At 68.7% G+C, this 22,004-nt stretch carries 18 protein-coding genes and 2 riboswitches; of the genes, 14 read left to right on the top strand and 4 right to left on the bottom strand.

All coding sequences use genetic code 11. The features are described 5' to 3' along the window. Nucleotides 1–8 precede the first annotated feature (8 nt). Nucleotides 9–728, bottom strand: coding sequence for an NUDIX hydrolase (locus tag ACVN90_RS11655; protein ID WP_475098417.1), 720 nt, complete (start codon nucleotides 726–728; stop codon nucleotides 9–11). A gap of 236 nt (nucleotides 729–964) precedes the next feature. Between ACVN90_RS11655 and ACVN90_RS11650 the strand changes: the two genes are divergently transcribed. The 10 genes from ACVN90_RS11650 to gcvP all read left to right on the top strand — a co-directional run bounded on the left by ACVN90_RS11650 (nucleotide 965) and on the right by gcvP (nucleotide 12,440). Then, the gene (locus tag ACVN90_RS11650; protein ID WP_475098416.1) at nucleotides 965–2,251 is read left to right on the top strand and encodes an ABC transporter substrate-binding protein; all 1,287 of its coding nucleotides are present in this window, start codon (nucleotides 965–967) and stop codon (nucleotides 2,249–2,251) included. After that, nucleotides 2,200–2,643 carry a hypothetical protein gene (locus ACVN90_RS11645; protein WP_475098415.1) on the top strand — a complete coding sequence of 148 codons (444 nt, stop codon included), beginning with the start codon at nucleotides 2,200–2,202 and terminating at the stop codon, nucleotides 2,641–2,643. The genes ACVN90_RS11650 and ACVN90_RS11645 overlap by 52 nt, the downstream gene beginning before the upstream one ends. A 43-nt stretch (nucleotides 2,644–2,686) precedes the next feature. Further along, on the top strand, nucleotides 2,687–3,682 hold the full coding sequence (locus ACVN90_RS11640; RefSeq protein ID WP_475098414.1) for an ABC transporter permease: 996 nt from the start codon (nucleotides 2,687–2,689) through the stop codon (nucleotides 3,680–3,682). A 97-nt stretch (nucleotides 3,683–3,779) separates the two neighbouring features. Then, nucleotides 3,780–4,763 carry an ABC transporter permease gene (locus ACVN90_RS11635; protein ID WP_475102106.1) on the top strand — a complete coding sequence of 328 codons (984 nt, stop codon included), beginning with the start codon at nucleotides 3,780–3,782 and terminating at the stop codon, nucleotides 4,761–4,763. Then, complete coding sequence (locus ACVN90_RS11630; protein ID WP_475098413.1) at nucleotides 4,760–5,653, top strand: ABC transporter ATP-binding protein; 894 nt, start codon at nucleotides 4,760–4,762, stop codon at nucleotides 5,651–5,653. The genes ACVN90_RS11635 and ACVN90_RS11630 overlap by 4 nt, the downstream gene beginning before the upstream one ends. Then, nucleotides 5,650–6,516 carry an ABC transporter ATP-binding protein gene (locus tag ACVN90_RS11625; protein ID WP_475098412.1) on the top strand — a complete coding sequence of 289 codons (867 nt, stop codon included), beginning with the start codon at nucleotides 5,650–5,652 and terminating at the stop codon, nucleotides 6,514–6,516. The genes ACVN90_RS11630 and ACVN90_RS11625 overlap by 4 nt, the downstream gene beginning before the upstream one ends. 85 nt (nucleotides 6,517–6,601) lie before the next feature. Further along, a complete protein-coding gene (locus ACVN90_RS11620) occupies nucleotides 6,602–7,777 on the top strand; it encodes a MarP family serine protease (RefSeq protein ID WP_475098411.1) in 1,176 nt (391 codons plus the stop codon). Nucleotides 7,778–7,820: 43 nt separating this feature from the next. Next, a riboswitch (glycine riboswitch) is annotated at nucleotides 7,821–7,917 on the top strand. A 1-nt stretch (nucleotide 7,918) separates the two neighbouring features. Beyond that, a riboswitch (glycine riboswitch) is annotated at nucleotides 7,919–8,005 on the top strand. A gap of 48 nt (nucleotides 8,006–8,053) precedes the next feature. Continuing rightward, nucleotides 8,054–9,172, top strand: a complete 1,119-nt coding sequence (gene gcvT / locus ACVN90_RS11615) for a glycine cleavage system aminomethyltransferase GcvT (RefSeq protein ID WP_475098410.1) — start codon at nucleotides 8,054–8,056, stop codon at nucleotides 9,170–9,172. Next, nucleotides 9,169–9,552, top strand: a complete 384-nt coding sequence (gene gcvH / locus ACVN90_RS11610; RefSeq protein ID WP_475098409.1) for a glycine cleavage system protein GcvH — start codon at nucleotides 9,169–9,171, stop codon at nucleotides 9,550–9,552. Before gcvT ends, gcvH begins: the two co-directional genes overlap by 4 nt. Beyond that, nucleotides 9,549–12,440, top strand: coding sequence for an aminomethyl-transferring glycine dehydrogenase (gene gcvP / locus ACVN90_RS11605; protein WP_475098408.1), 2,892 nt, complete (start codon nucleotides 9,549–9,551; stop codon nucleotides 12,438–12,440). Before gcvH ends, gcvP begins: the two co-directional genes overlap by 4 nt. A 210-nt stretch (nucleotides 12,441–12,650) precedes the next feature. On the opposite strand, the gene ACVN90_RS11600 is transcribed toward gcvP, so the two are convergent. Together ACVN90_RS11600 and ACVN90_RS11595 are read right to left on the bottom strand one after the other, a co-directional pair. Then, nucleotides 12,651–13,655, bottom strand: a complete 1,005-nt coding sequence (locus tag ACVN90_RS11600; RefSeq protein WP_475098407.1) for a type IV toxin-antitoxin system AbiEi family antitoxin — start codon at nucleotides 13,653–13,655, stop codon at nucleotides 12,651–12,653. 204 nt (nucleotides 13,656–13,859) lie between these two features. Next, nucleotides 13,860–14,729 (bottom strand): CPBP family intramembrane glutamic endopeptidase, encoded by an 870-nt coding sequence (locus ACVN90_RS11595; RefSeq protein WP_475098406.1) that lies wholly within the window; start codon nucleotides 14,727–14,729, stop codon nucleotides 13,860–13,862. Between the two features lie 163 nt (nucleotides 14,730–14,892). Here ACVN90_RS11595 and ACVN90_RS11590 point away from each other — a divergent pair, with 163 nt between their 5' ends. From ACVN90_RS11590 to ACVN90_RS11580, 3 genes are all read left to right on the top strand, one after another. Then, nucleotides 14,893–16,668, top strand: a complete 1,776-nt coding sequence (locus ACVN90_RS11590; RefSeq protein WP_475098405.1) for an ABC transporter family substrate-binding protein — start codon at nucleotides 14,893–14,895, stop codon at nucleotides 16,666–16,668. Between the two features lie 159 nt (nucleotides 16,669–16,827). After that, complete coding sequence (locus ACVN90_RS11585) at nucleotides 16,828–18,363, top strand: ABC transporter permease (RefSeq protein WP_475098404.1); 1,536 nt, start codon at nucleotides 16,828–16,830, stop codon at nucleotides 18,361–18,363. Next, on the top strand, nucleotides 18,363–19,517 hold the full coding sequence (locus ACVN90_RS11580; RefSeq protein WP_475098403.1) for an ABC transporter permease: 1,155 nt from the start codon (nucleotides 18,363–18,365) through the stop codon (nucleotides 19,515–19,517). The genes ACVN90_RS11585 and ACVN90_RS11580 overlap by 1 nt, the downstream gene beginning before the upstream one ends. Nucleotides 19,518–19,531: 14 nt before the next feature. Here ACVN90_RS11580 and ACVN90_RS11575 read toward each other — a convergent pair whose 3' ends face one another. Next, nucleotides 19,532–20,137 carry a PH domain-containing protein gene (locus ACVN90_RS11575; RefSeq protein ID WP_475098402.1) on the bottom strand — a complete coding sequence of 202 codons (606 nt, stop codon included), beginning with the start codon at nucleotides 20,135–20,137 and terminating at the stop codon, nucleotides 19,532–19,534. A 38-nt stretch (nucleotides 20,138–20,175) separates the two neighbouring features. Here ACVN90_RS11575 and ACVN90_RS11570 point away from each other — a divergent pair, with 38 nt between their 5' ends. Then, nucleotides 20,176–21,936: an ABC transporter ATP-binding protein gene (locus tag ACVN90_RS11570; RefSeq protein WP_475098401.1), complete on the top strand. Its 1,761-nt coding sequence runs from the start codon at nucleotides 20,176–20,178 to the stop codon at nucleotides 21,934–21,936. Nucleotides 21,937–22,004: the final 68 nt, after the last annotated feature.

The following is a 22,004-nucleotide window of genomic DNA, read 5'->3' as shown; positions in this document are numbered from 1 at the left end:
TCGGTGGGTCAGTGGCGGGCGTCGAGCGGGCCGCGGTCGGCGAGCTCGACGTCCTGGTTGTAGCGGTAGAGCCGCGCGGGACGGTGGCTTCCGGTGCGGAAGCGGTCGGTGGGGATGAGGGTGCCGGAGTTCTCGACCTGCCTGCGGAAGTTCGCCGGGTCGAGGCGCCGGGCGAGGATCGCCTCGTACACCTCGCGCAGGTCGGCGAGGGTGAACTCGTCGGCGAGGAGCCCGTGGGCGATGCGGCTGTAGCCGACCTTGTTGCGCAGACGCCAGAGCGCGTAATCGACGATCTCGTTGTGGTCGAAGGCGAGCGCGGGGAGGGCCGCCGCGTCGAACCACTGCACGTTCTCGACGGTGGCGTCGGTGATCTCGTCGGCGCGCAGGAGCGCCCAGTACACGATCGAGACGACGCGGGTCGGGGAACGGTCGACGGCCCCGAACGCGTACAGCTGCTCGAGATAGCTCGGTGCCAGCCCGGTCGTCTCTGCGAGGGTGCGGGATGCCGCGGCATCCAGTCCTTCCGTCACGTCGAGCCATCCGCCGGGAAGCGCCCACTGGCCCTCGTGCGGATCGCGCGTGCGGCGCACGAGCGGGAGCACGACCTGGACGGCGTCGCTGCCGGGGAGGCGCCGGAGCGTGAAGATCACCGTCGACACCGCCACGCGGATCGCGTCGGTGTCGACGGGCGTGCCGGGGGAGCGGGGTTCAGGTGCTGTTCTGGTCATAGTGACTCTAACTGTCGGTTCGATCATAGTGTCACTCTGACCAGAAGCCAAACCCCCGCCGTAACACCCAACCGTTGCCAAGACGTGACGTACACAGCGCGCTCCCAGGATGCGCGAACCGAGGAATGTTTGTTAGGTTTACTAACACACATTTGTTAAGACTCAGTACTTAATAGATGGACCGGGTGCCCGCGCACTCCTCCCTGCAATGCCGCACGAGAGAGAAAGAACCAACGATGCTTCGAAACGCGAAGCGCCGAGCGGCGCTCATCGCCGTCGCCGGGGCAGCGATCCTCGGTCTCGGCCTGTCGGGCTGCGCCACTGGCGGCGGCGATGACAGTGGCGATTCCGAGGGCCGCACCCTGCGGGTCTGGGCAGGCAGCCAGACCCCCATCGAGGCGAACTTCAACCCCTTCTCGCCGAGCGTCCTGCACGCCGCGCTCGGCCCCATCTACGAGCCGCTGTTCTTCTACAACAAGACCGCCGACGACGCGCCCGCTCCGATGCTCGGCGAGAGCTTCGAGTACAACGAGGACGGCACCGTCATCACGGTGACGCTCAAGGACGGCGTGAAGTGGAGCGATGGTGAGGACTTCACCGCCGAGGACGCCGCGTTCACGTTCAACTACGAGCCGAACCACCGCGACGGCCTCATCTCGGCGGAGGCGCCCGACGACACCACGCTCGTCCTGACCTACGAGACGCCGCAGTTCACGAACGAGTTCCAGATCCTCGGCACCACCTGGATGCTGCCCGAGCACGTCTGGTCGGAGGTCGACGACTACACCACGTTCACCGACGAGGAGCCGGTCGGCACCGGTCCCTACGTCGTCGACAAGGTGACGGATGCCTCGTACACGGTCGTCGCGAACGAGAACTTCCGCGACGAGGGCGTCCCCGCCATCAAGAAGGTGCAGTACATCGGCATCGACGCGAACCAGTCGGCACAGGACCTGCTCACCGCGGGTGAGCTGGACTGGACCGGCATGTTCGTGCCGAACCCCGACTCCGTGACCTCCAACGGCGTCATCAGCATGCTGAACACGCCGCAGGACCCCACCGTTCTCTACACCTGCTCGAACGCGGAGCTCGGCTGCGCGGGTCCGCAGACCGACGTCGCCGTCCGCCATGCCCTCAACGTCGCGATCGACCGCGGGACCATCAAGGAGAAGGCGTTCGTCGGCCTCACCGGCGACATCTCGCCGACCTTCGCGCTGCTTCCGCGCGACCAGAAGTGGGTCGCCGACCCGGCTGACGAGGTCAGCCCGCAGTCGCCCGACGCGGCGGCGGCCGGTGAGATCCTCGAGGCCGCCGGCTACACGAAGGGCGGCGACGGCTTCTACGGCAAGGACGGCGCCCCGATCGAGCTGAGCCTCATCTCGGTCGACGGCTGGACGGACTACAACGACGCCGCCAAGCTCATCAGCGAGCAGAGGCGGCCGAAGCCGGCATCAAGGTCAACGCCTCGACCGTGCAGTGGCAGGAGTTCTCCGACGCGCGCCAGACCGGTCAGTACCAGCTGATCATGGGCGGTGTCATCGGCACCTCGGTCGCCGACCCGTTCCAGATCTACAAGGACTGGTTCGCGGGCGAGTCGACGTCGCAGGTCGGCGAGGAGGTCCCGTCGGGCCGCTGGAACTTCAGCCGCTACGACAACCCGATCGTGAACGAGGCCGTCGCTGCGGCCGCCGCCACGAACGACGAGGCCGTCAAGCAGGAGGCGTACGCCGCCCTGCAGACCGAGATCGTGCGCGACCTTCCGTACATCCCGCTGGTGATCAACGCCACCCAGACGTTCTTCAACACGAAGGACTTCACGGGCTGGCCGACCGAGGACGACCTGTACGCCTTCCCGCCCGCGTGGGGCTCGGTGGCGTCCGGCTACGTCCTCCAGCACCTGGAGCCGGTGAAGTAATGCAGACCCGGGCAGAAGCCGCGGCACGGAGGAGCAGGCTGCGATGAAGTTCTATGCGCGGCGGATCGCGTTCTATGTGGTGACACTCTGGGCGACGATCTCCCTCAATTTCCTCCTGCCGAGGCTTCTGCCCGGCGACCCCGCCGACATCCTCCTCGCGAAGATGCAGCGTGCCGGCGGGGAGATCAACGAGACGACGGTCCGCAACATCAAGACCCTGCTCGGCGGCGACTCGTCGTCGATGTGGGACCAGTACGTCGCGTACTGGGGGCGGATGCTGCAGGGAGATCTGGGCATCTCCATCACGAAGTACCCGGCTCCGGTGACCGACCTCATCGCCGCGGCCCTGCCGTGGACGGTGATCCTGGTGGGCCTGGCCACCGTCATCTCCTTCGTCCTCGGCGTCGGAATCGGTGCCTGGGTGGGATGGCGACGGGGCACCTGGGTCGACCACCTCGTGCCGTTCACGACCGTGCTGCAGTCCATTCCCTACTTCTGGCTGGCGCTCGTGCTCGTCGCGATCTTCTCCGTCGCTCTGGGCTGGTTCCCGATCTTCGGCGGCTACGACGTGTGGGAGTTCCCGGAGGGGCCGGAGTGGAGCTGGGCGTTCATCGGCAGCGCCGTCTACCACGGGTTCCTTCCGGCGCTCACGATCGTGCTGAGCTCGGTCGGCGGGTGGCTGCTCGGCATGCGCAACATGATGGTGTCGACAGTCTCGGAGGACTACATCGTCACCGCCGAGGCCAAGGGCCTCAAGCCCGCCCGCATCCTCCGCACCTACGCGACCCGCAACGCCGCGATCCCGTCGATCGCCGGGTTCGGCATCTCGCTCGGCTTCGTCGTGGCCGGCTCCATCGTCATGGAGCAGGTGTTCACCTATCCCGGCATCGGCAAGCTCATGATCCAGTCCGTGCAGAACAGCGACTACGCGCTGATGCAGGGCGTCTTCCTGGTGATCACGATCGCGGTGCTCGCGGCGAACTTCATCATGGACATCGTCTACGGATTCATCGACCCGAGGGCGCGCCACAATGTCTGAGAGGCTCGAAGTGACCGACACGTCGACCGATTACGAGAACGCCCCCGAGACGCTCTCCGATCGCACGATCGACCCCGCCCTCATCGCGCCGGGAGCGATGATGTCGCCGCCCGTGGACGCCGACGTCGAAGCGGCCCGAGACGAGGCGGCCGCCGCACGCCGCGGCTTCCGCCAGCTGCTGCCGAGGATGTCGCTGAAGCTCGCGCTCGGCCTGACGATCGTCATCGGCATCACGCTCTTCGGCATCCTCGGGCCGCTGTTCTGCCAGGACCCGACCGACTCCGACAACCCTGCGCTGTCGCCGCCGAGCGCGGACCACTGGCTCGGCACGACCAAGCTCGGCTACGACGTGCTCGCTCAGCTCGCGTGGGGCACGCGCGGGTCTCTCATGGTGGGCCTCGTGGCCGGCCTCATCGCCCTGATCCTGTCGATCGTGTTCGGCATCCTCGCCGGTTACAAGGGCGGCTGGTGGGACGAGATCCTGTCGCTCTTCACGAACATCATGCTCGTCATCCCCGGTCTGCCCCTGGTGATGGTGATCGCCACCTACATCCCCGGACGCAGTTGGATGCTGGTGGCCCTGGTCCTCGGAATCACCGGGTGGGCGGGATCCGCGGTGGTGCTGCGGGCGCAGGCGCGCTCGCTGCGGTCGCGCGACTACGTCGCGGCCAGCCGCGTCGCGGGGGAGAAGACGGCGCGCATCATCCGTGTCGAGATCCTCCCGAATCTCCTCCCTCTGCTCGCAGCGCAGTTCCTCTTCGCGATCATCTTCGCGATCCTCGGCGAGGCGGGCCTGTCTTATCTGGGACTCGGGCCGACGGGCTCGATCACGTGGGGCACGATGCTCAACGACGCGCAGACCGGTCAGGCGCTGGGCACCGGCGCGTGGTGGTGGTTCGTGCCGCCCGGCCTCATGATCGCGCTGCTCGGCGCGGGCCTGTCGCTCATTAACTTCTCGATCGACGAGATCATCAACCCGAAGCTTCGGCTCGCGCCGGAGAATGCGCGGCGCGTGCGGCAGGCCAAGCGCGCCGGCCGGGGTGTGGAGTCGGTCCACGTCACGAACGGAGCCGAGGCATGAACGGCGACGCCGTCCTCACCGCGAGGAACGTCTCGATCGAGTACGAGGTCGACCCACCCGTGAAGGCGGTGCGCGACGTGTCGCTCACCCTCCACCGCGGCGAGATCCTCGGACTCGCCGGCGAGTCCGGGTGCGGCAAGTCGACCCTCGCGTACGGCATCAACCGGCTGCTCAAGCCGCCGGCGCTGATGACGGCGGGCGACATCGTGTTCCACGATCGCTCCGGGGAGGACATCGACGTCGTCGGCCTCGCCGACGAGGAGCTCCGCCGCTTCCGGTGGGACAAGGTGTCGATGGTGTTCCAGGGCGCGATGAACTCGCTGAACCCGGTCATCAACGTCCGGGCGCAGCTGTTCGACGTCTTCACGACGCACCGCCCCGAGATGTCCAAGCGCGACAAGCAGCGGCGCAGCGAGGAGCTCCTCGAGCTGGTCGGCGTCGATCCGAAGCGCCTCTCGAGCTTCCCGCACGAGCTGTCGGGCGGCATGCGTCAGCGCGTGATGATCGCGATGGCGCTCGCGCTCGATCCGCAGGTCATGATCATGGACGAGCCGACCACCGCGCTCGACGTCGTGGTGCAGCGCGGCATCATCCGCGAGATCATGCGCCTGCGCGAGAAGCTCGGGTTCGCCGTCATCTTCATCACCCACGACCTGCCGATGCTCATCGAGATCTCCGACCGCATCGCGGTGATGCTGCAGGGCGAGATCGTCGAGCTCGGCACCGCGACCGACATCTATCGCAGCCCGCAGCATGAGTACACGAAGAAGCTGCTGTCGAGCTTCCCAAGCCTGCGCGGCGACCGCGGCGACTTCGTGCGCACCGGCCACCAGCCGATCTCGGCGACGCCGGGCGCAGCATCCGCTTCCGTCGAAGGAGGGGCCGCATGAGTGCCCAGTGGCCCGCCGCGGGCGGATCCCGCACACTTGAGGCCCGGAACCTGGTCAAGGACTTCCGGCTGCGCAACGGCCTGAAGTTCTCGACGCTGCACGCGGTGAAGGACGTGTCGTTCACGCTCGAAGCGGGGCGCACGATCGCGCTGGTGGGAGAGTCCGGGTCGGGCAAGTCGACCATCGCGAGGATGCTCGCGCGGCTCGAGACCCCGACGAGCGGCGAGATCCTGCTCGACGGCAAGGCCGTCGGCGGCCGGAGCCGCGATATCGCCGCCTATCGCGGCGACGTGCAGATGGTGTTCCAGGACCCCTTCGCGTCGCTGAACCCTTTCCAATCGATCGAGCACCACCTCGAGCGTCCGCTGCGCATCCACAATCCGGGGATGGGCAAGGCCGAGGTGCGCAGGCGCGTACTGGAGCTGCTCGACCGGGTGCGGCTCACGCCGACCGACAAGATGGCGGAGAGGCGCCCGCACGAGCTGTCCGGAGGTCAGCGCCAGCGCGTCGCGATCGCGCGTGCGCTCGCGCCGGGCGCGCAGTTCATCGTCGCCGACGAGCCGGTCTCGATGCTCGACGTGTCGATCCGTCTCGGCGTGCTGAACCTGCTGGCGCAGCTGCAGCGCGAGGACCACCTCGGGGTGCTGTACATCACCCACGACCTCGCCACGGCGCGGCACTTCTCCGACGAAATCCTGGTGATGTACCGCGGCGACATCGTCGAGCGCGGGCCTGCCGACACCGTCATCCTCGACCCTCAGCACGAGTACACGCGGACCCTCCTGGGTGCGGCTCCGGATCCTGAGAACCAGGGGATGCTGCGCGACGAGGTCCGGAGGGAGCTCGCCGCCGAGCGCCGCTGACGCGCGGCGGCGCGTCGCCGGGGCTCGCTCACAGGCGCGGTGCGTAGTCTGGCCGGACGAAAGGGCCAGACCGGAGGGGCACGGAATGATCGTCTTCGACGTCATCATCGTCCTCGTCCTCGTCCTGGCTCTCGTCACGGGGTTCCGTCGCGGGTTCTTCGCGAGCATCGGCACGCTCGCCGGCCTCGCGGCCGGCGCGTTCGCGGCATCGTGGCTGGCTCCGCTGGTGAGCAACCTGGTGCCGTCCCCGGCGTGGCGCACCGTGGCGGTGATCGCGACCATCCTCGGGCTGCTCTTCGGCGGCGGCGCCTTGGGCGCGTGGCTCGGATCCCTGCTGCGATCCGGCGCCGATCGCCTGAAGCTGCGGTGGGCCGAACGATTCCTCGGGGGCATCGCGTCGGTGGTCGCGGCGGTACTCGCGCTCGCGCTCGTCGCGCCGCCGCTGGTGACCTCGGGCATCCCCGGCGTGTCGGCCGCGGTGGGCTCGTCGTACGTGGTCAACGCGATCAAGACCGTCGTCCCGCCCCCGGTCGAAGCGGCACTGGCGGAACTGAGGTCGACGTACCTCCCCGACGGCATCCCTCGTCTGGGTGAGCTCCTCGGACCCGCGAGAGCGGCGCCGACTGAGCCCCCGGTCGCCCTGGATGATCCGGAGCTCGCGACGGCTGCAGCATCCGTCGCCCGCGTCTCGGGGACCGCCTACGCGTGCGGGCGAGGGGCCACCGGGTCGGGCTTCGTCATCGCGCCCGACCGGGTCGTGACCAATGCGCACGTCGTCGCAGGTGTGGATCTGCCGCTGGTCGAGCTGCCGGGCCGTCCCGCGCGCGAGGGGCGGATCGTCTACTTCGACGCGGTCGTCGACCTCGCCGTGATCGCGGTCGACGACCTCGGCGCGACGCCTCTTCCTCGTGGCGACACCCTGCCGGCGGGCAGCTCGGCCGCGGTGCAGGGCTATCCTCTCGGCGGCCCGTTCACGATGACCAGCGCGTCGGTGTTCTCCACCGGAACGGCCATGATCCCCGACATCTACGATCGGACGTCGAACCCGCGCGAGATCTACTCGCTCGCGTCTCTCGTGCGCCCCGGCAACTCCGGGGGCCCGGTCCTGACGGGCGACGGTGAGGTCGTGGGTGTCGTCTTCGCGCGCGCCGAGAATGACGAGAACCTGGGCTACGCGATGACGATGGCGGAGCTCGAGCCTGTCGCGCAGCTTGCCGGAGCCGCGACCGATCGCGTGTCGTCGGGTGACTGCGTCGGCTGACGGCACCGACCGGTATGCTTGCTGCGCAAGTCAATAACGGCCCATCACCCGGGCGGGAGAGCCTCGGCAGCACCATCGCCGAGCACCGAAGGAGCAAGCCTCCCCGCCAATCTCTCAGGTACGCGTACCGTTCGGGCAGGCCGACTCTGGAGAGTGACGTTCGCGTCCGCCGAAGGAGAAAGCCGGATGCCCGTCCGGCGAAGCTCTCAGGCCCATGACAGAGGGGGAGTTCACAGGCGTCTTCCGGCGTCTGCCCGTCCGCGACCGGGGGAACTCATGACAGAACTCCGTACGACTGCCCTGCACGACCGCCACGAGGCGCTCGGCGCCTCCTTCACCGACTTCGGCGGCTGGCTCATGCCGGTGCGCTACAGCTCGGATCTCGCCGAGCACCACGCCGTGCGCACCGGCGCCGGGCTCTTCGACATCTCGCACATGGCCGAGTTCCTGGTCACCGGGGCCGATGCGGCCGCGTTCCTCGACTACGCGCTCGCCGGCGCGATCTCGCCGATGCGCGTCGGCAAGGCGAAGTACTCGCTGGTGCTCGCCGAGTCGGGCGGCATCATCGACGACGTCATCGTCTATCGCCTCGCCGACGACCGCTTCCTCGTGATCGCCAACGCCGGGAACCGGGATGCTGTGGCCACGGCGTTCGCCGAGCGCATCGGCGGCTTCGAGGCCGAGCTCGAGGACCAGACCGACGACACGTCGCTCATCGCCGTCCAGGGTCCCGCGGCGCGGGAGATCGTCGAGGCGACCGCGAGCATCGCGGACGTCGCGCCCGCGTTCGCCGACCTCGGATACTACGCGTGGTCGTCCGGAACCTTCGACGGCGAGCCCCTGTTCATCGCCCGCACCGGCTACACGGGCGAGGACGGCTTCGAGCTCCTGGTGCCGAACCGAGCCGCAGGCGCCCTCTGGGACGCCCTCCTCGCCGCGGGGGAACCGCTCGGCCTCGTGCCCGCGGGCCTCGCCGCACGAGACACGCTGCGCCTCGAGGCCGGGATGCCGCTGTACGGCCACGAGCTGTCGCTCGACATCGTCCCCGCCCAGGCGGGCCTCGGTCGCGTCGTCGCGGCCGACAAGGACGACTTCGTCGGCAAGGCGGGCCTGTCCGCCGTCGTCGCCGCTGACGCTTCCGTGCTCGTGGGCCTCTCCAGTGAGGGCCGCCGCGCCGGCCGCGCCGGCTACGCCGTGTTCGACAGCGCCGACGCCGCGGCGCCGGTCGGCGAGATCACGAGCGGTGCGCTCAGCCCGACCCTGGGGCATCCCATCGCCATGGCGTTCATCTCGCCCACGGCGAGCGCCGCCGGAACCGAGCTCTTCATCGACGTGCGGGGTACCCGCATCCCCGCGACCGTGACCGACCTACCCTTCTACCGGAGGAACAAATGACCGATCTCACCGCCCTCAAGTACACCGCCGAGCACGAGTGGGTCGCCCTCGACGGCGACGTCGCCACCGTCGGCATCACCTCGTACGCTGCCGACAAGCTCGGTGACGTCGTGTTCGTCGAGCTGCCCGCCGTCGGCAGCTCGGTGAGCGCGGCGACCGTCGTCGGCGAGATCGAGTCCACGAAGTCGGTCGGTGAGCTCTACGCGCCGCTCACCGGCGAGGTCGTCGAGGTCAACGAGGCCGTTGTCGACGATCCGGGCCTGGTGAACGCCGACCCGTTCGGCGCCGGCTGGCTCGTCAAGATCACGGTCGACCCGGCCGCCGTGGCCGACCTCCTCGACCGCGACGCGTACATCTCCCTCACGGGTGGCGCCGAATGACGGGTCTGTTCGCCGACCGTCACATCGGGACGGATGCCGCGGCCCAGCGCACGATGCTCGACGCGCTGGGCTACGACAGCGTCGATGCGCTCGTCGAGGCGGCGGTCCCGGCATCCATCCATGCCAAGCCTCGTTCCACGAGCGACATCCCGCCCGCAGCGACCGAGGCCGAGGCGCTCGCCGAGCTGCGCGTGCTGGCGTCGCAGAATCGTACGGCGCGGCCGATGATCGGTCTGGGCTACTACGACACGCTCACGCCGTCGGTGATCGCCCGCAACGTGCTCGAGAACCCGTCCTGGTACACGGCGTACACGCCGTACCAGCCCGAGATCTCGCAGGGGCGCCTGGAGGCGCTCATCAACTTCCAGACGATGGTGACCGACCTCACCGGGCTCGCGACGGCGAACGCGTCGATGCTCGACGAGTCGACGGCCGTCGTCGAGGGCATGCTGGTGGCTCGGCGCGCCTCGAAGTCGGCGTCGAACGTGTTCGTGGTCGACGCCGACGCGCTGCCGCAGACGAAGGCGCTGCTCGCGCACCGCGCGGCCGCCGTCGGAATCTCGCTCGTCGAACTCGACCTCGCGCGAGGCGCGGTGCTTCCCGACGACCTGTTCGGGGTGCTCGTGCAGTACCCGGGCGCATCGGGAAACGTCTGGGATCCGTCCGGCGTCGTCGACGCCGCGCACGTCGCGGGTGCGCTCGTCGTGGTGGCCGCCGACATCCTCGCGCTCACGCTGCTGCGCTCGCCGGGCTCGCTCGGCGCCGACGTCGCCGTGGGCACGACCCAGCGCTTCGGCGTGCCGCTCGGCTTCGGCGGCCCGCATGCCGGCTACATGGCGGTCCGCCAGGGCCTCGAGCGGCAGCTGCCCGGACGACTCGTGGGCGTCTCTCAGGACGCCGCCGGCCACCCCGCTTACCGTCTCGCGCTCCAGACCCGCGAGCAGCACATCCGCCGCGAGAAGGCCACGTCGAACATCTGCACGTCGCAGGTGCTGCTGGCGGTCATGGCGTCGATGTACGCGGTCTATCACGGGCCGGACGGCCTCCGGGCGATCGCCACCGACGTCGCGAAGAAGGCCGAGGCGCTCGCCGCCCGCCTGCGCTCGTACGGTCTCTCGCTGCGCTCCGATGCGTTCTTCGACACCGTCCGCGTCGCGACGCCCGGCGCCTCGCGCCGCGTGATCGAGCGCGCGCGCGAGCGCGGCTACCAGCTGTTCTGGGTCGACGACGCCACCGTCGGAGTCTCGGTCGACGAGACCACCACGGCCGACGACCTCGCTGCTGTCGCGTGGGCCTTCGGCCTGCCCGAGAACGAGTTCCTGGGTGCGGGGGAGCAGGGCGAGCGCGTACTTCCGTTCACGGATGCTGCGCCCCTGGCTGGCGTGCCGTCCGGGCTGCACCGAGCCTCGGAGTTCCTCACGCACCCGGTGTTCAACTCGCACCGGTCCGAGACGGCGATGATGCGATACCTCAAGCAGCTCTCCGACCGCGACTACGCGCTGGACCGCGGCATGATCCCGCTGGGCTCGTGCACGATGAAGCTCAACGCGGCGACCGAGATGGCCGCCGTGTCGTGGCCGGAGTTCTCGCGCGTGCACCCGTTCGCGCCCGAGGACGACGTGCACGGCTACCTCGCGATGATCGAGCAGCTCGAGGTGTGGCTCGCCGAGGTCACCGGGTACGACGCGGTGTCGCTGCAGCCCAACGCGGGGTCGCAGGGCGAGCTCGCGGGCCTCATGGCGATCCGTGGCTACCACCGGGCGAACGGCGACCTCGCGCGCACGGTGTGCCTCATCCCGTCGTCGGCGCACGGGACGAACGCGGCATCCGCCGTGCTCGCGGGCATGCGCGTCGTCGTGGTCGCGTGCGACGAGGCCGGCAACGTCGACCTCGACGACCTGCGCGCCAAGATCGCGACGCACGCCGACGAGCTCGCGGCGCTCATGATCACGTATCCGTCGACCCACGGCGTGTACGAGCACGACGTGCTCGACATCACGCAGGCCGTGCACGACGCCGGCGGCCAGGTGTACGTCGACGGCGCGAATCTCAACGCCCTCCTCGGCTACGCGCGCTTCGGCGACCTCGGCGGCGACGTCTCGCACCTGAACCTGCACAAGACGTTCGCGATCCCGCACGGCGGCGGCGGCCCGGGCGTCGGCCCCGTGGCGGCGAAGGCGCACCTCGCGGCCTACCTCCCGTCGCACCCGCTGTCGCAGCGCAAGGACCATGCCGGCGGCGTCTTCGACGGCGGACCCATCTCGGCCGCACCGCACGGCTCGGCCGGAATCCTGCCGATCTCGTGGGCATACGTGCGCATGATGGGCGCCGAGGGGCTGCGATCGGCCACGGCCGCCGCGGTGCTCGCCGCGAACTACATCGCGGTCCGCCTGCGCGACCACTACCCGGTGCTGTACACCGGTGAGGACGGCCTCGTCGCGCACGAGTGCATCCTCGACCTGCGTCCGCTGAAGGAGGCGACCGGCGTGTCGGTCGACGATGTCGCCAAGCGCCTCATCGACTACGGCTTCCACGCCCCGACGATGTCGTTCCCCGTCGCGGGCACGCTCATGGTCGAGCCGACGGAGTCGGAGGACCTCGCCGAGATCGAGCGCTTCATCGAGGCCATGATCGCGATCAAGGCCGAGGCAGACCGCGTCGCCGCGGGGGAGTGGCCCGCGGCCGACAACCCGCTCGCGAACGCCCCGCACACCGCCGAGTCCGTGGTCGCGGGTTCGTGGGAGCACCCCTACTCGCGCGAGACCGCCGTGTACCCGGTGCACACCCTGGTCCGCACGAAGTACTGGCCCCCGGTCCGCCGCATCGACCAGGCCTACGGCGACCGCAACCTCGTGTGCGCCTGCCCGCCCATCGAGGCCTTCGCCTGACGCACCCCTGAGTCGACGGGATGCCGCGCCCCGCGGCATCCCGTCGCCCTCTCGTCTCCGCCCGCCGCCCCTCGGGATTCCGCGAAGGAACACCTGGCGGCCGAGAGGTAGCGAAGTTGCCTACCTTTCGGCCGCCAGGTGTTCCCTCGCCGATGGGTGCGGCAACATGCGGCGCCGAGGACGGTGCGGCGGCCGATGGGCCGCATCGCGTCAGCGATCGCCGGACGACGGGCCGGTCGCGTGGGGCGGGCGCGAAGCGAGTGCGCGCCGGAGTGAGTGAAGGTCGGCCGTATGCTCCGGATCGGTCGCCTTCAGGCCGACCCCGAGCAGCCGCTTGCGCAGGGGTTCGACGTTCACCGCGTCGTCCCAGCCCCAGTGGGTCACGCTGCGCACGTTCTCGAGCAGCCGGACGTCGCGCTCGGACTGCTTCTTGAGCACGGTCCGCGCATCACCGAAACGTCCGTCGTACTTCAGGTCACCGTCGCTGTCGCCGGCCATCGCTGAGCGTCGAGCCGATGCGGGGGGGTCACGCCAGAGGAAATCGGGCCGATGCTCCGCGCCATCACGGGCGCGGAAGACAACCTGCAGCTCCGGCCGAGGGAACCCGAGCCACTCCAGCACCGCTCGGCTGATCGACTCGATCGCCGTCTCCGCGAGAGCCGTCGCGCGGCTGAGCGGCCAGCGGGCGATATCGCGTCCCCGGCTGCTCGATCGAGCCTCGTTGATCCCGAGGAGCACCTCAGCGGTGGTGGCCGGATCGAGTCGTAGCGCAGCGTCGGCCGCGGCCAGTCCTATCGCATGGTGGCGAGCCCGGGCGAGGTCGACAGCAGTGTCGCTCGGTGAGGTGACGAGCACACCCGAGAGGTCGATGATGGTTCGCTCCGTCGTCGCACGATGTGTTCGCACGCCGGCGACCTGTCGCGCCGCTCCGCTCGGCGGCACCAGGACGTGCATCGTCACAGGATCACCGAAGATCGGCATCCCGAGCAGCGCTGCGGCGGACTCCATGCAGAAGACGGCGTCGGGATGGACCAGCGCGACCGCATGGACCCGACACAAGTAGCGATCCCACGGCGCGAGATCACGCCACAATCGAGTCGCCGCGTAGACGCCGTGTCGCACCTTGACGAGCTCGCCGCGCTGCACAGCCCGCTCCGGGTGCGGCGTGTCGGCGCGCTGCAGCAAAGGGAGCGGCGCGGGCGCGAGGGTCAGCATCCGTCAAAGATGTCGTTGGTCCGGTCGCGCGACGGCCCGTCGTGTCGGCGTTGTGGAAACTCTGCGCATGCCCCCATCCGGTGGAGGAGCCGCGAGAGAACACCGGGCGGCCGAGAGGTAGGCAACGTCACTACCCCTCGGCCGCCAGCTGTTCTCTCGCAGAGATGAGGGACGGATGCTGCGTGGCCGGGCAGCTGCGACCGATCAGGCCGCGGGCGTCGGGGTCGGCGTCGGGGTCGGGGTCGGGGTCGGCGTGGGGATCGGGGCGAATACGCCGGGCCACAGCGCGGCCGCTAAGGGGTAGCCGACGAACGCGACGATGTCGAGCAGCGTGTGCGCGATGACGAGCGGCATGACGCGACCCCACCGGCGGTAGCACCAGCCGAAGACCACGCCCATCACGACGTTGCCGACGATCGCGCCGATGCCCTGGTAGGCGTGGTAGGCGCCGCGCAGGCCGGCGGAGGTCAGGATGATGGCCCAGTCGTTCCATCCGAACCGGCGCAGCCGGTCGAACAGGTAGCCGATGAAGATGACCTCCTCGGTCAGCCCGGCACGCAGCGCCGACAGCACCAGCAGCGGCACGGTCCACCACGCCGCATCGAGCGGAGACGCGACCACCGCGACGGTGACCCCCAGCGCGCGGCCCGCGGCATAGAGGGCCAGACCCGGCACACCGATGACGGCGGCGAGCAGGATGCCGCGGCCGAGGTCTCCGCCGAACCTCGAGAAGTCCAGTCCGAGGCGGCGCAGCGCGTTGCTCCCGGGCTCCCAGAGAAGGTAGACGACGAGCGCCACCAGGGCGAGCGCGAAGAAGACGGCGAGCACCTGGTAGACGACATCCCAGACCGCCTGCGCGTCCCGCGGAGGGTTCACCTGGGTCTGCTGCTGGCCGAGCGGAACGGGTGCGAGGAGCTTGCGCACGAGCGACAGCACCGAGTACAGAGCGGACTGCCCGACCGTGATCGCGAGGACGATCCAGACCTCCCACGTGAGGCGTCGGCGATCGTACGACGTGAGGGGCGAGAGACTAGTGGAATTCCTCTGGTCTGTGGGCCGGTTCGGCGGCGTCATCTTGTCAGATTGTCACACTCCACGTCGATTGAGTTAAGGCTCTGTAACGTTTTCGCCGATCGTTTTGACCATCTCACTACCGGTGCTTATCGTTTTCCCATCCGCGCGCAGGTCCGGCTTCCGGCCGGATTCGCGCGCATTACCCTGCACAGAGGAGACACAAGTGTCTGACAAGACGACGTGGCGCATGCGCGCACTCGGAGTCGCGGCGGGCGTCGGCGTGACCGCACTGGTCCTCGCCGGTTGCTCGACGACCCCGCCGGAGGCGGAGGAGCCGACGGCCACCGACACCGCGGTGACGGTTGCCGAAACGAACGAGTTCACCGGCACGAACTCGAACAGCGACAACGGCAACCTCGACATCAACGGCAAGATCGACTACCTGACGAAGTCGACGTTCTACTACGTCAGCGACAGCTACGAGGTCGTTCCGGACGAGTCGTTCGGCACGATGGAGGTCGTCAGCGAGGACCCCCTCCAGGTCAAGTACACGCTCAACGACGGCCTGGTGTGGTCGGACGGCGAGCCCATCACGACCGACGACCTGGTGTTCGGCTGGGCCGCCACCTCGGGCGTCTTCGACGACGCGACCCTCGACCCCGAGACGGGCGAGCCCACCAGCGGCACCAAGTACTTCGCGTACGCGGGCAGCACCGAGGGCCTCAAGACCTCGACGATCACCGAGGTCGCGGACGACAAGCTCTCGCTCGTCCTCGAATACGACGAGCCCTTCGTCGACTGGAACATCCAGGACCTCATGGACCAGCCTGTCCACGTCGTCGCTGAGAAGTCCGGCGTCGACCAGGCCGAGCTCGTCGACACGATCCTGACCAGCCCGCGCGGCGACGCCGCGGCCCCGGCTCCGGTCAACGAGACGCTCAAGGCTGCGGCCGACTTCTGGAACTCGGGCTTCGACATGACGTCGCTGCCGGACGACCCGTCGCTGTACCTGTCGAGCGGCCCGTGGGTCATCGACTCCTACGAGCCCACGCAGTCGATGACGCTGAAGCTCAACGACAAGTACACCGGTGACCTCAAGCCGCAGTTCTCCGAGATGGTCATCCGCTTCATCGGTGACGCTCAGGCGCAGGTCACGGCCCTCCAGAACGGCGAGGTCGACATCATCGCCCCGCAGGCGAGCGGCGACACGCTCACCGCGCTCCAGGGCATCGACGGCGTGGAGGTCCTCCAGGGCGACGCGCTGAACTACGACCACCTCGACCTGACGTTCGCCGGCCCGTTCGCCGAGCAGAACGTCCGTGAGGCGTTCCTCAAGACGATCCCGCGTCAGCAGCTCGTCGACACGCTGATCAAGCCGGTCAACCCCGAGGCCGAGGTCCTCAACTCGCAGCTGTTCATCCCGGCGCAGGCTCCGTACGAGGACGCCGTCGCCAGCAACGGCTCCGACGAGTACGCCGAGGTCGACATCGAGGGCGCCAAGGAGCTCCTCGCCGGTGCGACCCCGACGATCCGCCTGATGTACAACATCAACAACCCGAACCGCGTCGCCGCGTTCGAGGCCATCCAGGCCTCGGCTGCTGAGGCCGGCTTCGTGATCGAAGATGTGGGCCGCGAGGACTGGAGCGCTCAGCTCGGTTCCGACATCTACGACGCAGTCATCTTCGGGTGGATCTCGCCCGGTGTCGGCAACGGCACCATCCCGCAGATCTTCGCGAGCTTCGGTGGCAGCAACTTCAACAAGTACGCCAACGACCGCGTCGACGAGATCGCGACCGAGATCCCGACCACGCTCGACATCGACGCGATCGACGAGCTCACGGTCGAGGCCGACGGCCAGCTGTTCGCGGACGCCTACGGTCTGCCCCTCTTCCAGGGCCCCGGCCTCGAGGCGCACGTCGACACCATCGAGGGCATCACCTTCATGGGCAACCAGACCGGTGTGTTCTGGAACTTCTGGGAGTGGACGGTCGCCGAGTAATTCGGTGATCCACTGAAACACCACGCCATGGGGCGTCGGGTGCTGACAGCCCGGCGCCCCGTGCGTGTGTCTTCCCGTCCACAGCCGGCGAACCCGACGCCCGGCCTCTGCTGCCGTCGTCGCGTGCCTGCTACCTTTTCTGCATGAAGGGCCAGCCCAGTGCTTAGCTTCGTTCTGCGGCGCATCGGGGTCTCGATCCTGATCCTCATCGCCGCATCCTTCCTGATGTACACCCTCGTGGCTCTGGCAAAAGATCCGCTCGAGGACCTGTACGCCTCCAACAGCCCGAACCGCGACGCGCTGATCGCGCAGCGCATCGCGTGGCTGAACCTCGACCAGCCCATCCCCGTCCGCTGGTTCAACTGGCTCCTCGGCGCCGCACGCTGTGTCATCCCGTTCGGTGGCTGCGACCTCGGCGTCACCATCCAGAACCAGCCGGTCACGATCGTCCTCGCCCGTGCGATGGGTGCGACGCTCCAGCTCGTCACCGCTTCGACGATTCTCGCCATCGTCCTCGGCGTCCTCGTCGGCATCGTCTCGGCGCTGCGCCAGTACAGCGCGATCGACTACTCGTTCACGTTCGCCAGCTTCCTCTTCTACTCGCTGCCCTCGTTCGTGATGGGCGTCCTTCTCAAGGTCTTCGTGGCGCTCGGCTTCAACAACTGGCTCGACAGTCCGGTGTTCACGTGGCCGTGGATCATCGCACTCAGTCTCATCTCCGGAGTCTTCTGGCAGGCCATCATCGGCGGGAACAGGCAGCGTCGCCTGGTCGTGTTCGCGGCCTCGGTCATCACCACCGGAGCGATGCTCTACGGCATGAGCGTGACGGCGTGGTTCCTCAACCCGTCGCTCGGCCCGATCCTCACCCCGCTGCTCATCGCCGCGTTCGGCGCCGGCATGGTGCTCATCATCGCGGGCGCGCGCGCACGCTACGCGTGGCGAACCGCGGGCGTGACCGTGATCGCGCTCATCGCCGCCTACTTCGTGCTGCAGCCGTTCCTGAAGTCCTTCAATGGGTGGGGCGTGTTCGCGCTCTTCGTCGCCGCCGCACTGGTCGGCGCCGCGGCAGGGTGGTTCCTCGGCGAGTACGACAAGGGGCAGGCGATCCGGATCGGCGTGCTCACGGGCGTTCTCGGCATGGGCGTGATCATCCTCGATCAGTTCATGCAGAACTGGAACTCGTACGTCAACAACCCGAAGGTGAACGGGCGGCCGATCGCCACGATCGGGTCGCAGACGCCGAACCTGCAGGGCGACTGGTGGATCCAGAGCATCGACACGTTCACCCACCTGCTGCTGCCGACCATCAGCCTCATGCTGATCTCGTTCGCCGCGTACACCCGCTATGCGCGCGGCGGCATGCTCGAGACGCTGAACCAGGACTACATCCGCACCGCGCGCGCGAAGGGCCTCCCCGAGCGGACGGTCGTCGTGCGCCACGCGTTCCGCAACTCGCTCATCCCCATCACCACGATCGTCGCGGCCGATGTGGGCGCGCTCATCGGAGGCGCGATCATCACCGAGCGCATCTTCGCGTTCAGCGGCATGGGCGCCCTCTTCAACGCCGGTCTCCAGCGCGCCGATCCGAACCCGGTCATGGCGTACTTCGTCGTCATCGCCGTGGTCGCCATCACGTTCAACTTCCTCGCCGACCTCGCATACTCGGCGATCGACCCGAGAGTGAGGGTCAAGTAATGTCCATCCCGATCGATCCGGCCCTCGAGCCTCCCACCGCGCCGTCCGACGGCGGTGTGCACGTCCAGACCGCAGAAGAACGCGGCGTCAGCCAGGGGCGACTCACGTTCCGCCGGTTCATCGCGCACAAGCCTGCGGTCGTCAGCGCCATCCTGTTCATCCTCATTGTGGGATTCGCCATCTCCGCGACCGGCATCGGCCCCATTCCGGGCTGGTGGAAGTGGAATTACGAGCAGCTCCTGCCCATCACCAACGGCGGAAGGCCGACGCTGACGCTGTGGCCCTTCTCGCTCGGCGAGCACCCGTTCGGCCAGAACACGGTCGGCAAGGACTACTTCGCGATGACCATGCGCGGCCTCGTGAACTCGTCCTACATGATGTTCATCATCGGCTTGATCGGCGCCTTCCTCGGCGTCATCGTGGGCGCCCTTGCGGGCTACTACCGCGGGTGGGTCGATTCGCTGCTGATGCGCCTGACCGACATCGTGATCGTGATCCCGGTCATCGTGATCGGCGCGGTCGTCGGTTCGGCCGTCGGTGGACTCGGGCCGCTGCTGCTGGCTCTCTTCCTCGGGTTCTTCGTCTGGACGGGCATCGCCCGACTGGTGCGGGCCGAGTTCCTCACGCTGCGCGAGCGCGAATTCGTCGAGGCGGCTCGTGTCGCGGGCGCGTCGGACGCGCGCATCATCTTCAAGCACATCCTCCCGAATGCGATCGGCGTGGTCATCGTCGCGACGACCCTGCTGATTGCGGCCGCGATCATCCTCGAGACGTCGCTGTCGTTCCTCGGCTACGGCGTGAAGTCGCCTGACGTCTCGCTCGGCCTGCTGATCTCGCAGAACGAGTCGGCGTTCCAGACCCGCCCGTGGCTGTTCTGGTGGCCGGCGGCGTTCATCGTCATCCTGTCCCTGCTTGTCAACTTCGTCGGCGACGGACTCCGCGACGCGTTCGACCCGCGCCAGAAGCGCGTCGTCTTCCGCAAGGTCAAGGAACTCCCCGAGGACGCGGTCATCGTGGCCGGCACGACCGCCGACGTGCCCGAGGGTGCGTTGGTCACGGCCGGTGGTGCGGCGATCGTCGAGGGCGTCACGAGCGATCGCCCCGACGATGTGCTCGACGACGAGATCGCGCCCGACCCGGATCGGCGCGGATGATGCGCCGCAGGCCCTCAGCCGGTGGCGACGATCAGCGCGACCGACGTCGCGGCGAGCACGATCGACGCGACGAGGAACGGCACGTGCCAGTGGCGCTTGACCGGCGTCTCGTCCGCAACGCCGAGCTCCACCTGACCGGCATCGAGACGGCGGCGCCAGGTCTCTCGCACGACGAGAGCCGCGTTGCCCGAGTCGGTGCCCATACGGTCGCTCGGGCGGGCGTCGCCACCGGCGGCGTTCGCCTCGCGGCGGGCCTTCGCGTTGCCCATCATCGTGGTGAAGAAGCCGGGCGCCGGCGCCGACCAGGCGGTGAAGCTGCCGGACGGCGTGTGCAGCGTCAGGGCGCGCGCCGTGTCGACGTGCACGAGGGCCTCCCAGGGCACCTCGACATCGTGGCTCACGTTCTCGATGCGCACACCGTGATCCGATACGACCACGCTGGGGCGCCACAGTGCCATCCAGCCCAGGAGGGCAGCCAGTGGGGCGGCGGCGTAGACCCACGCCAGCCGCGGGTCCGTGCTCCATACGGCGGTGATCACTGCGAGCGCCGCGAGACTCCAGACGATGACGGCAGCAATGCGGTTGAAGCGGGAGTCGATGCGGAGCGCATGGTCGGTCACCCCCTCATTCTCTCAATCGATCCCACAAGGACCATCAAATGAACGCGTCCCCCACTCCCGTCTCCACCGGCAGTCCGCTGCTGGAAGTGAGCGGTCTGTCCGTGGACTTCGCCGTCGACAACTACTGGGTGCCGGCAGCGAAGAAGCTGAACTACTCCGTCGAATCGGGCAAGGCCCTCGCGATCGTCGGCGAGTCCGGCTCGGGCAAGAGCGCGAGCTCCATGGCGATGCTGGGACTCCTGCCGTCGAACGCCCGCGTGACCGGCAGTGTCAAGCTCGGCGGCCGCGAGATCCTCGGTCTGCGTCCTGACGACCTGCGTCGCGTGCGCGGCCGTGAGATCGCCGTGATCTTCCAGGAGCCGATGACGGCGCTGAACCCCGTGTTCACGGTCGGGTTCCAGATCATCGAGACGCTGCGCATCCACCAGGGCATGACTCCGAGCGCGGCGCGCGCGCGTGCACTCGAGCTGCTCGACATGGTGGAGCTTCCCGACCCGCTCAAGGCGTTCAACTCGTACCCGCACCAGCTGTCGGGCGGCCAGCGTCAGCGCGCCATGATCGCGCAGTCGATCTCGTGCGACCCGCAGCTGCTCATCGCCGACGAGCCGACCACGGCTCTCGACGTGACGGTCCAGGCCGAGATCCTCGACCTCATGCGCGACCTCCGCCACCGCCTCGACTCGGCGATCCTGATCATCACGCACGACATGGGCGTGGTGGCCGACATCGCCGACGACATCGTCGTGATGCGCAAGGGCGAGATCGTCGAGCGCGGCACGGTCGACGCGGTCTTCAACCGCCCCACCCACGCGTACACGCAGCAGCTGCTCGCAGCGGTGCCGCGCATCGGCGATGCGCAGGGCGAGTCGATCGACACGACGGCAGCCCTCGCCGGCGACACCTCGGTGATCCGCTTGGCCGACGTCGCCGCCCGTGAGGACGAGGAGCGCCGCAAGGGCCTCGGCGCACCGGTGCTCGACTTCACGGACGTTGCGATCGACTACCCGAAGAAGGGGCGCGTGCCCGCGTTCCGAGCGGTTGAGCACGCGAACTTCACCATCTATCCGGGTGAGGTCACGGGCCTCGTGGGCGAGTCCGGCTCGGGCAAGACCACGGTCGGCCGCGCCGCGATCGGCCTGCTGCCGATCGCGGACGGCAAGGCCGAGGTCGTCGGCTACGACATCTCCAAGGCCGACCGGCGCCTGCTGCACAAGGTGCACAAGGACGTGGGCATCGTCTTCCAGGACCCGTCGTCGTCGCTGAATCCGCGCCTTCCGATCGGCCAGTCGATCGGCGAGCCGATGCTCCTGGCGGGGATCGCGAAGGGTCGCGAGCTCGACGTGAAGGTGCAGGGGCTGCTTGACGCCGTCGAGCTGCCCCGCTCGTACCGCAACCGCTACCCGCACGAGCTGTCGGGCGGTCAGAAGCAGCGTGTCGGCATCGCGCGCGCCCTGTCGCTGCAGCCCAAGCTGCTCATCGCGGACGAGCCGACCTCGGCGCTGGACGTGTCGGTGCAGGCCACCGTCCTGCAGCTGCTGCGCCAGCTGCAGGCCGACATGGGCTTCGCATGCCTCTTCATCAGCCACGACCTCGCGGTCGTCGACTCGCTGGCCGACCGCATCATCGTGATGCACCACGGCAAGATCGTCGAGCAGGGTGCGACGGGTCAGATCCTGCGCGCGCCCAAGGAGGACTACACGCGCCGCCTCATCGCCGCCATCCCGGTGCCCGATCCCGAAGAGCAGCGCGTGCGCCGCGAGGCGCGCGCCGCCCTGCTCGAAGCGGGCCTGGAGGGCTGATCCGCCGCCGAAAGGCGATACACAGCAGCGCCCAATAGAATGGGGATGCCGGCATTCCGGCATCCCCA

This window comes from Microbacterium sp. F01 (genome assembly GCF_056156365.1).
The sequence above is the reverse complement of the archived record's forward strand: the minus strand, read 5'-3'. Positions and strand labels throughout refer to the sequence as shown.